Source organism: Pseudomonas sp. S32 (assembly GCF_016648095.1).
Taxonomy (GTDB): domain Bacteria; phylum Pseudomonadota; class Gammaproteobacteria; order Pseudomonadales; family Pseudomonadaceae; genus Aquipseudomonas; species Aquipseudomonas parafulva.
Map to the genome: position 1 here is coordinate 23,297 of NZ_JACVVF010000050.1, position 12,114 is coordinate 35,410.

The following is a 12,114-nucleotide window of genomic DNA, read 5'->3' on the forward strand; positions in this document are numbered from 1 at the left end:
ACATCCCGAAAAGTCCCTTTTCGGTTTTTTCTCTCTATGTAAGGCAAATATCACCCCGAGGTATCGGCCGACCCCAGGCAAAGCTTGAGCAGAGGATTAAACAGATGTCGGAATCTTCAACCATCGTTGTAGGGGCCGGGCTAGACGGCCTGCCGGTCGGGCAGGCGCTGAAGCTGGCCAACCGTCATGGCCTGGTGGCGGGCGCCACAGGTACTGGCAAGACCGTGACCCTGCAGCATCTGGCCGAGGCCTTCAGTGACGCCGGTGTCGCCGTGTTCGCCGCTGACGTTAAAGGTGACCTGTGCGGGCTGGGGGCGGCCGGTGCGCCGCAGGGCAAGGTGGCCGAACGTATCGCCGGCATGCCCTGGCTGCACCATATGCCGCAGGCGTATCCGGTCAGCCTGTGGGACATTGCCGGCAAGAGCGGCCACCCCCTGCGTACCACGTTGACCGAGATGGGCCCATTGCTGCTTGGCAACCTGCTGGATCTAACCGATAGCCAGCAGGCCGCACTGTACGCCGCGTTCAAGGTGGCTGACCGGGAAGGGCTGCTGCTGCTGGACCTCAAGGACCTGAAGGCGCTGCTCGCGCACCTCAAGAACAACCCGCAACTGCTGGGTGAAGACAGCGCGTTGGTGACCGTTGCCTCTACCCAGGCGTTGTTGCGCCGGTTGGCCACACTGGAGCAGCAGGGTGCCGAGGCATTGTTCGGCGAGCCGGCCCTGCAACTGGACGACCTATTGCAACCGGCTGCAGGTGGTAAGGGCCGCATCCACCTGCTTGATGCCAGCCGCCTGGTGCACGAGGCCCCCAAGGTTTACGCGACTTTTCTGTTGTGGTTGTTGGCCGAGCTGTTCGAGCAATTGCCGGAGCGAGGGGATGCCGACAAGCCGGTCCTGGCGCTGTTCTTCGATGAAGCCCACCTGCTGTTCAAGGGCACACCCAAGGCGTTGCAAGACCGGCTGGAGCAGGTGGTGCGGCTGATCCGCTCCAAGGGGGTGGGGGTGTATTTCGTGACCCAATCCCCTGCAGACCTGCCAGACGCTGTGCTGGCCCAGCTGGGCCTGCGTATTCAGCATGGGCTGCGTGCCTACACCGCCAAGGAGCAGAAGGCGCTGCGGGCGGTGGCCGAGGGCTTTCGCCCGAACCCGGCCTTCGATGCCCTGGCGGCTTTGACCGAACTGGGTATTGGCGAGGCGCTGGTGGGCACATTGGAAGAAAAGGGCACGCCTGCCACGGTGCAGCGCGTACTCATAGCGCCCCCCCAGTCCCGTATCGGGCCGCTGAGTGACGCTGAGCGCGCTGCCCTTATCGCGGGTTCTCCCTTGCTCGGGCGTTACGACAAGCCCGTGGATAGGGAGTCTGCCTATGAGCTGCTGACGCAGCGCAAGGGCGAGGCGGTAGAGCCTGCGCCGCAGCCCAAGGCCGACGAAAGCAGTTTTGCCGACAAGGCAGGTGAGTTTTTGCAGGGTGCGGCAGGGCAGGCGATCAAGTCGGCGATGCGCCAGGCGGCCAACCAGTTTGGGCGGCAATTGGTGCGCGGCTTGATGGGGTCGTTGCTGGGCGGGAAGAAGAAGTAGCGGGTAACCGCCTGTGTTGGTGCAGGAGCCAGGGCGGCTCCTGCACCTGGCGCTTTAGCTGAGCGCTTTGGAGGCCAGCCAGAACAGGCCGGCGGCCAGGCCCATGGACGCTGGCAGGGTGAGCACCCAGGCCAGCAGGATGGTTTTCACCGTGCCGCCCTGCAGGCCGCTTTTGTTGGCGACCATGGTGCCGGCCACACCGGACGACAGCACATGGGTGGTCGATACCGGCAGGGCGAACACGTTGGCCATGCCGATGGCGCAGGCTGCGGTGATCTGGGCCGACATGCCCTGGGCATAGGTCATGCCCTGCTTGCCGATTTTTTCACCCACGGTAAGCACCACGCGTTTCCAGCCGACCATGGTGCCCAGGCCAAGGGCCAGTGCCACAGCCACGATCACCCAGAACGGTGCGTATTCGGTGGTGGCGGTCAGGTCTTTGCGCAGTTTTTCCAGGTCTGCTTTTTCGCGGGCGTCCAGCCCTGGCAACTTGCCGACCTTTTTCGCCGTGTCGTCCAGGCACAGCAGGTAGCGGCGCACTTCGACACGCTTGTCGGCGTCCAGTGCCCGGTAGTCGGTCACGCCCTGCAGGGAAGACTGCAGCGCCGCGATGGTCGGTTCGGTCTGCTGCGGGTTGCAGCTGAATTTCTCCGGCAGGTCGCTGGCCTTGGCTTTGCCCAGTGCCAGGAACTCGCCCAGGGTGGCGGCGTTGCGCTGGTAGAACTGGCTCATGTGCAGCGTCGCGTCACGGGTACGCTCGATCTGGTAGGTGGTGCTGTTCAGGTCGAGCACGAACTTGGCCGGGACGATGCCGATCAGCACCAGCATGATCAGGCCAATGCCTTTCTGGCCATCGTTGGAGCCGTGCACGAAGCTCACGCCCATGGCGGAGATCACCAGCACCAGGCGGTTCCAGAAGGGCGGGTGTTTCTTGTCGTCGAGCTTGCGGCGCTGTTCAGGCGTCTTGTGCATCTTCGACAGCGGGCGCCACCATTTCAGGCCGATCAGCACCAGTGCGGCAACGGCGAAGCCGGCGATGGGGGAGACCACCAGCGACATGGCAATGTCGATAGCCTTCTGCCAGTTGACGCCATCACCCAGCGGGATGTCGTTGATCAGGGCATTGGCCAGGCCTACGCCCAGAATGGAGCCGATCAGGGTATGCGAGCTGGAGGCCGGAATGCCGAAGTACCAGGTACCCAGGTTCCAGGTGATGGCTGCCGCCAACAACGAGAAGACCATGGCCAGGCCGTGCCCGGTGTTCACATTGATCAGCAGCTCGACCGGCAGTAGGTGGACGATGGCATACGCCACCCCGACCCCGCCCAGCAGCACGCCGAGGAAGTTGAACACCCCGGAGAAGAACACGGCGAGGTGTGGCGGCATGGCTTTGGTATAGATGACGGTGGCTACCGCGTTGGCGGTGTCATGAAAGCCATTGATGAACTCGAAGGCGAGCACGAAGGTGAGGGCAAGCAGCAGGCTCACCAATACCCAGGCATCCAGTCCGCTGAATAAATCGATCATGAAGGTTGTCTGGCGGTCATAGGGGGGCCGGATTATGCCAGAAAACCTTGGCAATCGATGCACCCGTTACGCACGGTTCATCCCCTCCTGGCGGCTTTCACCCCACTGCCCGGCGGCGAGTGACTAAAAGCTCCAGCTCATAAAAACGCTTAAAAGCAACGATTACCGTCGAAAACGCAACGAATAGGTCGATCTCGATCAATTCAAACGTTTGTATGAAATTTGTGTAATTCCATTTCATGATCAGCGGGCGCAGCTTCTGCGCCCCTTGCCCAGGCGTGCCGGGCAAGGGGCTTTATCAACTGCGCTACGGGGAATCTTCGCTGCGCAGTTCTTTTTCCATGCGCTCGAGTTCCTGGTTGAACGCCTGGTCCTGAACAGTGGCACGTTTGCGCCAAGGTTTGCGTTCGGGTTCCGTTTGCGCGGCGTAGGTCGTGACCTCGCCACCGTATACATCCTTGTAACGTTCTGCCTGGCGCTCGAGTTCTGCGCGCAGTTCTTCTTTCGTCACATGCAGTACCTGAATGAGTTTAATAACCGCGGAGTGCGTGTTCCCGCATGCCGGTAAGCGGCCGCTGGAACAGGCACAGTATATCAATAGGAAGTTTGCCAACCATCGTGACATGCAGGGCGCATGCAAAGGTGGCGCAGGCGAGATCAAACTGGCCCTTGCAGGTTTGAGAACCGGCCAGATGGAAAGTTCGTTGCAGTGTATGTAAAGCGCCGCATGAAAAACGGCCTCGCCCTAAGACGAGGCCGTTGCCTGAGACTTCTACGGTGGGTACCTGACCAGTCTCTCCAAAGAAGCCACAAGTGGCCTGAGAAAGGTATAAGCAAACGTGTCGGCGGTCAATTGCGATTATCGGCCGTTTGTTCGATAATCGCACGAACCGGCGTTTTTTTGAGGTGTGCGATGAGTGATGAACTGTCAGCCAATGATCCTTCCAACCCCGCCTCGGCCCGCGGGGCGACAACGGCACTGGCGCCACCCATCGTGGCCTCGCCGGCCAAGCGTATTCAGGCCTTTACCGGTGACCCGGATTTCATGACCTCGCTGGCACGGGGCCTTGCTGTGATCCAGGCGTTCCAGGAGCGCAAGCGCCACCTGACCATCGCCCAGATCAGCCACCGCACGGAAATCCCCCGGGCAGCCGTGCGCCGTTGCCTGCACACCCTCATGAAGCTGGGCTATGCCACCACCAATGGGCGTACCTACTCGTTGTTGCCCAAGGTGCTGACCCTGGGCCATGCCTACCTGTCGTCCACGCCGTTGGCAATTTCCGCTCAGCCCTACCTTGACCGGATCAGCGATCAACTGCATGAAGCCGCAAACATGGCCACCCTTGAAGGTGATGACATCCTCTACATCGCGCGGTCAGCCACGGTGGAGCGGCTGATTTCGGTCGACCTGTCCGTGGGCGGTCGCTTGCCAGCCTACTGCACGTCGATGGGGCGTATTCTGCTGGCGGCAATGGACGACACCAGCCTTCGTGAGTACCTGGAGCGCGCTGACCTCAAGCCCCGCACCACGCGCACCTTGCATGATGCCGAATCACTGTTCGCCTGCATCCAGCAAGTGCGTGCCCAAGGGTGGTGCGTGGTCGATCAGGAGCTGGAGCAGGGCCTGCGCTCGATAGCCGTGCCGGTCTACGACGCCTCCGGGCAGGTGCTCGCGGCATTGAACGTAAGTACCCATGTCGGGCGGGTCACGCGCAGTGAGCTGGAACAGCGCTTTCTGCCGATTCTACTGGCGGCAAGCCGTGACCTCTGCCATCAGTTGTTTGGCTGACGCTGCGTTTGTTGTGCGATAAACGCACAATCTCGCCGGCAGTGAATTGCGCCACCCGGGTTTGCTGATTAATGTCTCTCGCAACGGTCGGCCAAGCCGACCGAACAACAAAAATACAAGAGGCACCTCCCATGCACACTGTCCCCAGGCTGCAACGGGCCTACCCGTACGCAGTGCCGTTGTCCCCAGGCTGACATAGCGCCCTCCCTTCGCAACTAACGCACTCTGCGCCGAATGCTCGCGTGCAGTGGCCTGGCTGTGCCTCCTTCTGGATAACAACAATGAATCAAGCGCAAACCGGTGTCGGCAAAAGCCTCGACGTCCAGTCACTGATCAATGAACAACCCCTGTCCCGCTACCAGTGGCGGGTCGTGTTGCTGTGTTTCCTCATCGTCTTCCTCGATGGCCTGGACACCGCTGCCATGGGCTTTATCGCCCCAGCGCTGTCCCAGGACTGGGGTATCGACCGCGCCAGCCTCGGGCCAGTGATGAGTGCCGCGTTGATCGGCATGGTGTTCGGTGCCCTGGGTTCCGGGCCGTTGGCCGACCGCTTTGGCCGCAAGGGCGTGCTGGTGGGTGCCGTGCTGGTGTTCGGCGGTTTCAGCCTGGCTTCGGCCTATGCCACCGACGTCAATCAACTGCTGGTGCTGCGCTTTCTGACTGGCCTGGGGTTGGGTGCAGGCATGCCGAACGCCACAACGCTGCTGTCTGAATACACCCCTGAGCGCCTCAAGTCGCTGTTGGTGACCAGCATGTTCTGTGGTTTCAACCTGGGCATGGCGGGGGGCGGTTTCATCTCCGCCAAGCTGATCCCGGCCTATGGGTGGCACAGCCTGCTGGTCATCGGCGGTGTACTGCCCCTGCTGCTGGCCGTGGTGCTGATGGTGTGGTTGCCGGAATCGGCGCGTTTTCTGGTGGTGCGCAACCGCGGTACGGAAAAGGTGCGCAAAACCCTGGCCCCCATCGCGCCGCGCATCGTGGCCGAGGCGGGCAGTTTCAGCGTGCCGGAGCAGAAGGCCGTGGCGGCGCGCAACGTGTTTGCCGTGATCTTTTCCGGTAGCTACGGGCTGGGTACTGTCCTGCTGTGGCTGACCTACTTCATGGGCCTGGTAATCGTGTACCTGCTGACCAGCTGGCTGCCCACACTGATGCGCGACAGTGGTGCCAGCATGGAACAGGCCGCGTTCATCGGTGCGTTGTTCCAGTTTGGCGGTGTGCTGAGCGCGGTGGCTGTGGGCTGGGCCATGGACCGCTTCAACCCGCACAAGGTGATTGGCCTGTTCTACCTGCTGGCAGGGGTGTTTGCCTACGCCGTGGGTCAGAGCCTGGGCAATATCACGCTGCTGGCCGTGCTGGTGCTGGTTGCCGGTATGTGCGTCAACGGTGCGCAGTCGGCGATGCCATCCCTGGCGGCACGCTTCTACCCGACCCAGGGCCGTGCCACGGGGGTGTCGTGGATGCTGGGTATCGGCCGCTTCGGGGCGATTCTGGGGGCGTGGAGCGGGGCGACCCTGTTGGGCCTCGGCTGGACGTTCGAGCAAGTGCTGACTGCACTGCTGGTGCCTGCGGCACTGGCAGCCGTTGCCGTCGTCATCAAAGGCATCGTCAGCCACGCCGACGCCACCTGACAGGCCCAGGGCGGCATCGCAGCCGCCTTTTGGGAGAGATGAATAGAAAGGTAACAAATGGTTCGATAACCGCCCCAATAGTCGATTATCGGATTGTAAGCCCCGGGTCATTCTCCCTAATCTGAACCCCATAGAAACACCCTGACCAGGAGTCTCCAATGGCTACAATTCTCTCGCTCCACGAGGCCGTGAAGCAGTTCGTCCGCGACCTTGAAGCCCATACCGCTGCGGCCCACGGCCAAGCAGCAGGAGCAGTCTGATGCGCGACGTATACATCTGCGATGCCATTCGCACCCCTATTGGCCGTTTTGGCGGCGCTCTGGCCGCCGTGCGTGCGGACGACCTGGCTGCTGTGCCCCTCAAGGCGCTGATCGAGCGTAACCCTGGCGTGCAGTGGGACCAGTTGGACGAAGTGTTTTTCGGCTGTGCCAACCAGGCTGGTGAAGACAACCGCAACGTGGCGCGCATGGCGCTGCTGCTGGCCGGCCTGCCCCAGAGCATTCCCGGCGTCACCCTGAACCGCCTGTGCGCTTCGGGCATGGATGCTATCGGCACAGCGTTCCGTGCCATTGCCAGCGGCGAGATGGAACTGGCCATTGCCGGCGGCGTGGAGTCGATGTCGCGCGCCCCCTTCGTGATGGGCAAGGCCGAGAGCGGCTACTCGCGCAGCATGAAGCTTGAGGACACCACCATCGGCTGGCGCTTCGTCAACCCGCTGATGAAAAGTCAGTACGGGGTGGATGCCATGCCGGAAACGGCCGACAACGTGGCAGACGATTACCAGGTTTCCCGCGCTGACCAGGATGCCTTCGCCGTGCGCAGTCAACAGAAGGCTGCAGCCGCCCAGGCTGCCGGGTTCTTCGCCGAAGAGATTGTGCCGGTGCGCATTGCTGGCAGAAAGGGTGAAACCGTGGTCGAGCAGGACGAGCACCTGCGCCCGGACACCACCCTGGAAACCCTGGCCCGCTTGAAACCGGTCAATGGCCCGGACAAAACCGTCACGGCAGGCAACGCTTCGGGGGTCAACGATGGTGCGGCGGCGTTGATCCTGGCATCGGCAGAGGCGGTCGAGAAGCATGGCCTTACCCCACGTGCCCGGGTACTGGGCATGGCCAGTGCCGGTGTGGCGCCGCGTGTCATGGGTATCGGCCCGGTGCCTGCAGTTCGCAAACTGACCGAGCGGCTGGGTGTGGCGGTGAGCGATTTCGACGTCATTGAGCTCAATGAAGCCTTTGCCAGCCAGGGCCTGGCGGTGTTGCGCGAGTTGGGGGTGGCGGACGATGCCCCGCAGGTGAACCCCAACGGTGGCGCAATTGCCCTGGGCCACCCGCTGGGCATGAGTGGTGCACGGCTGGTGCTCACGGCATTGCACCAGCTGGAGAAGAGCGGCGGGCGCAAGGGCCTGGCGACCATGTGCGTAGGCGTAGGGCAAGGCCTGGCGTTGGCCATCGAGCGCGTGTGAAGGGTTGGGGCCTGCTCGCGCACTGTGCGCTGACAGGCCCTTGCTGTTAGACACAGGGCCTATTGGCGGCCACTTGGTGGAACATGTGTGTTACTAGGTATGTCTAGACTTACCTTGTACCCTCCAGGAGCAAAACCCTCATGACCTCAAGCTATTACACCGGTGAAGAGCGCAGCAAGCGCATCTTTGCCATCGTCGGTGCCTCATCAGGCAACCTGGTGGAATGGTTCGACTTCTATGTCTACGCCTTCTGTGCGATCTATTTTGCTCCGGCCTTCTTCCCCTCCGACGACCCTACCGTGCAGTTGCTGAACACTGCTGGTGTATTCGCCGCCGGGTTCCTGATGCGCCCGATCGGCGGCTGGATTTTCGGCCGCCTGGCCGACCGGCATGGCCGCAAGAACTCCCTGATGATCTCGGTGCTGATGATGTGCTTCGGCTCCCTGATGATCGCCTGCCTGCCCACCTACGCCAGTATCGGCACATGGGCGCCGGCGCTGCTGTTGCTGGCGCGGCTTATCCAGGGGCTTTCGGTGGGTGGCGAATATGGCACCACGGCCACCTACATGAGCGAGGTGGCCTTGCGCGGGCAGCGCGGCTTCTTCGCCTCGTTCCAGTACGTGACCCTGATCGGCGGCCAGTTGCTGGCTGTGCTGGTGGTGGTGGTCCTGCAGCAGGTGCTGACCGAGGACGAACTGCGCGCCTGGGGCTGGCGCATCCCCTTCGTGGTGGGCTCCATCGCCGCGGTGATTTCGTTGATGCTGCGCCGCTCGCTGCATGAAACCAGCAGCGCCGAAACCCGGCAGGACAAGGATGCAGGCAGCATTCGCGGCCTGTTTGGCAACCACCTGGCGGCATTCATTACCGTGCTCGGCTACACCGCCGGTGGCTCGCTGATCTTCTATACCTTCACTACCTACATGCAGAAATACCTGGTGAACACGGCCGGCATGACCGCGAAGAACGCCAGCTACGTGATGACCGGCGCGCTGTTCCTGTTCATGGTGCTGCAGCCGTTCTTCGGCATGCTTTCCGACCGTATCGGGCGGCGCAATTCCATGCTGCTGTTCGGCGCGTTGGGCACGCTGTTCACGGTGCCGTTGCTGATGGCACTGAAAACCGTGAGCAGCCCGTTCATGGCCTTCGTATTGGTCAGCCTGGCGCTGTGCATCGTCAGCTTCTACACCTCGATCAGCGGCCTGGTTAAGGCCGAGATGTTCCCGCCACAGGTGCGGGCATTGGGTGTGGGGCTGGCCTATGCGGTGGCCAACGCTGCCTTTGGCGGGTCGGCTGAATACGTGGCCCTGGGCCTGAAGACCCTGGGCATGGAAAACACCTTCTACTGGTATGTCACGGCCATGATGGCAATCGCCTTCCTGTTCAGCCTGCGCCTGCCCAAGCAAGCGGAATACTTGCACCACGATCATTAAGGACGTTGCATGACCAACCAGTTGTTCGATGCCTACTTCACCGCGCCGGCCATGCGCGAGGTGTTCTCCGACCGCGGTCGCCTGCAGGGCATGCTCGACTTCGAAGCCGCCCTGGCGCGGGCCGAGGCGGCGGCAGGGCTGGTGCCGCAAAGTGCGGTGGCTGCGATTGAGGCGGCCTGCAAGGCCGAACGCTATGACGTGGGGGCGCTTGCCGAGGCGATCTCCACGGCTGGCAATTCGGCCATCCCACTGGTGAAGGCGCTGGGCAAGGTGATCGCCACGGGTGTACCGGAAGCCGAACGCTACGTGCACCTTGGCGCCACCAGCCAGGACGCCATGGACACTGGCCTGGTGCTGCAGCTGCGCGATGCGTTGGCGCTTGTCGAGGCTGACCTGGCGGCACTGGCCGACACGCTGGCCCGCCAGGCGCTGCTGCACGCCGATACGCCGCTGGTGGGCCGTACCTGGTTGCAGCATGCAACCCCGGTTACCCTCGGCATGAAGCTGGCTGGCGTGCTGGGTGCGCTCACACGCCACCGCCAGCGCCTGCAACAGTTACGGCCGCGGTTGCTGGTGCTGCAGTTCGGGGGGGCCTCTGGCAGCCTGGCGGCGTTGGGCAGCAAGGCACTGCCGGTGGCCGAAGGCCTGGCCGAACAGTTGCAGCTGACGCTGCCGGAGCAGCCGTGGCACACCCAGCGTGACCGCCTGGTGGAGTTCGCCTCGGTGCTGGGGCTGATCGCCGGTAGCCTGGGCAAGTTCGGGCGTGACGTCAGCCTGCTGATGCAGACCGAGGCGGGGGAGGTGTTCGAGCCTTCCGCACCGGGCAAGGGCGGCTCGTCGACCATGCCGCACAAACGTAACCCGGTGGGCGCCGCTGTGCTGATTGGCGCGGCTACGCGGGTACCGGGCCTGGTTTCGACGCTGTTTGCGGCCATGCCGCAGGAACACGAACGCAGCCTGGGGCTGTGGCATGCAGAATGGGAAACCTTGCCAGAGATCTGCTGTTTGGTTTCCGGGGCGCTGCGCCAGGCCCAGATCATTGCCCAGGGCATGGAAGTGGACGCCCCGCGCATGCGCCGTAACCTGGACCTGACCCAGGGGCTGGTACTGGCCGAGGCTGTGAGCATCGTGCTGGCCCAGCGGCTTGGCCGCGACAGTGCCCACCATTTGCTGGAGCAGTGCTGCCGCCGTGCGGTCGCCGAGCAGCGCCATTTGCGCGCGGTGCTGGGTGATGAACCGCAGGTCACGGCGCAGTTGTCTGCCGAAGAACTGGACCGCCTGCTCGACCCCGCGCATTACCTGGGCCAGGCCCGGGTGTGGGTAGCGCGTGCTGTGTCCGAACATCAACATTTCACTGCCTGAAGGAGACCGCTGTGGCGCACGTGCAACTGGCCGATGGCGTTTTGAATTACCAGCTCGATGGCCCCGAAGCGGCCCCGGTGCTGGTCTTGTCCAACTCGTTGGGTACCGACCTCGGCATGTGGGAGACCCAATTGCCGCTGTGGAGCCAACACTTTCGTGTGCTGCGCTACGACACCCGGGGGCATGGCGCATCGTTGGTCACGGCCGGCCCGTACAGTATCGAGCAACTGAGCCGTGACGTGCTGGCCCTGCTGGATGCCCTGGATATCCAGCAAGCGCATTTTGTCGGCCTTTCAATGGGCGGCCTGATCGGGCAGTGGCTGGGCATCAATGCCGGCCAGCGCCTGCGCAGCCTCACCTTGTGCAACACCGCCGCTCAGATCGGCACTGCCGAGGTGTGGAACAGCCGCATCGACACCGTGCTCAAGGGCGGGCAACAGGCGATGGTCGAGCTGCGTGATGCCTCTATCGCCCGCTGGTTCACCCCGGGCTTTGCCCAGGCCCAGCCACAACAGGCACAGCGCATCTGCCAGATGCTGGCGCAGACCAGCCCGCAAGGCTACGCAGCCAACTGTGCGGCGGTACGTGATGCGGACTTCCGCGAGCAAGTAGGCGGTATTCAGGTGCCTACCTTGATTGTTGCCGGTACCGAGGACGTGGTGACCACGCCAGCCCACGGCCGCTTCATGCAGGCTGCCATCCAGGGTGCCGACTATGCCGAGTTCCCGGCGGCGCACTTGTCCAACGTGGAGATCGGCGAAGCGTTCAGCCGCCGCGTGCTCGACTTTCTGCAGGCTCACTGAGTACTAGACCATGGACGAGAAACAACGTTACGACGCCGGCATGCAGGTACGCCGTGCGGTACTGGGTGATGCCCACGTGGACCGCAGCCTCGAGAAGCTGAACGACTTCAACGGCGAGTTCCAGGAAATGATCACCCGCCACGCCTGGGGCGACATCTGGACCCGCCCGGGCCTGCCACGCCACACCCGCAGCCTGATCACCATCGCCATGCTGATCGGCATGAACCGCAACGACGAGCTGAAACTGCACTTGCGCGCGGCAGCCAACAATGGCGTGACCCGTGAAGAAATCAAGGAGGTGCTGATGCAGAGCGCCATCTACTGCGGTATCCCGGCAGCCAATGCCACGTTCCACCTGGCTGAGTCGGTGTGGGATGAGCTGGGCGTGGAATCGCGCGGCTGACCCTTCGGCCGAATGCCGCAGCATGCGATACGCCGTGGGGGGGCTGAGGGGTGTTCGCCGTAGCAGTGATTGCGCCTATGAGATCGAGCGCCGCCCGCGCGGCGCATCGCGAGCTTTGCTCGCTCCTACG

Annotated in this window: 10 protein-coding genes; 8 read left to right on the forward strand and 2 right to left on the reverse strand. The window is 63.0% G+C overall.

The window, feature by feature from the left end; genetic code table 11:
* Positions 1-104: 104 nt before the first annotated feature.
* Positions 105-1,580, forward strand: a complete 1,476-nt coding sequence (locus IAE38_RS20340) for a helicase HerA-like domain-containing protein (protein ID WP_201218978.1) — start codon at positions 105-107, stop codon at positions 1,578-1,580.
* Positions 1,581-1,634: 54 nt separating this feature from the next.
* Here the strand turns inward: IAE38_RS20340 and IAE38_RS20345 are convergent, their stop codons facing one another.
* Positions 1,635-3,107: an inorganic phosphate transporter gene (locus IAE38_RS20345; protein WP_028635119.1), complete on the reverse strand. Its 1,473-nt coding sequence runs from the start codon at positions 3,105-3,107 to the stop codon at positions 1,635-1,637.
* A gap of 307 nt (positions 3,108-3,414) precedes the next feature.
* On the reverse strand, positions 3,415-3,618 hold the full coding sequence (locus IAE38_RS20350) for a hypothetical protein (RefSeq protein ID WP_028635118.1): 204 nt from the start codon (positions 3,616-3,618) through the stop codon (positions 3,415-3,417).
* 402 nt (positions 3,619-4,020) lie between these two features.
* On the opposite strand from IAE38_RS20350, the gene pcaR reads away from it, so the two are divergent.
* The 7 genes from pcaR to pcaC all read left to right on the forward strand — a co-directional run bounded on the left by pcaR (position 4,021) and on the right by pcaC (position 11,984).
* The gene (pcaR, locus tag IAE38_RS20355; protein WP_236404238.1) at positions 4,021-4,896 is read left to right on the forward strand and encodes a pca regulon transcriptional regulator PcaR; all 876 of its coding nucleotides are present in this window, start codon (positions 4,021-4,023) and stop codon (positions 4,894-4,896) included.
* Positions 4,897-5,177: 281 nt separating this feature from the next.
* Entirely contained in the window at positions 5,178-6,524 is a 1,347-nt protein-coding gene (locus IAE38_RS20360) for an MFS transporter (RefSeq protein WP_028635116.1), read from the forward strand.
* Positions 6,525-6,780: 256 nt separating this feature from the next.
* Complete coding sequence (gene pcaF, locus IAE38_RS20365) at positions 6,781-7,986, forward strand: 3-oxoadipyl-CoA thiolase (RefSeq protein WP_201218984.1); 1,206 nt, start codon at positions 6,781-6,783, stop codon at positions 7,984-7,986.
* 140 nt (positions 7,987-8,126) lie between these two features.
* The gene (locus IAE38_RS20370) at positions 8,127-9,416 is read left to right on the forward strand and encodes an MFS family transporter (protein WP_028635114.1); all 1,290 of its coding nucleotides are present in this window, start codon (positions 8,127-8,129) and stop codon (positions 9,414-9,416) included.
* A 9-nt stretch (positions 9,417-9,425) separates the two neighbouring features.
* The gene (locus tag IAE38_RS20375) at positions 9,426-10,778 is read left to right on the forward strand and encodes a 3-carboxy-cis,cis-muconate cycloisomerase (RefSeq protein ID WP_201218980.1); all 1,353 of its coding nucleotides are present in this window, start codon (positions 9,426-9,428) and stop codon (positions 10,776-10,778) included.
* An 11-nt stretch (positions 10,779-10,789) separates the two neighbouring features.
* Entirely contained in the window at positions 10,790-11,581 is a 792-nt protein-coding gene (pcaD, locus tag IAE38_RS20380) for a 3-oxoadipate enol-lactonase (RefSeq protein ID WP_201218982.1), read from the forward strand.
* 10 nt (positions 11,582-11,591) lie between these two features.
* Entirely contained in the window at positions 11,592-11,984 is a 393-nt protein-coding gene (pcaC, locus tag IAE38_RS20385) for a 4-carboxymuconolactone decarboxylase (RefSeq protein WP_060482466.1), read from the forward strand.
* Positions 11,985-12,114 lie beyond the last annotated feature (130 nt).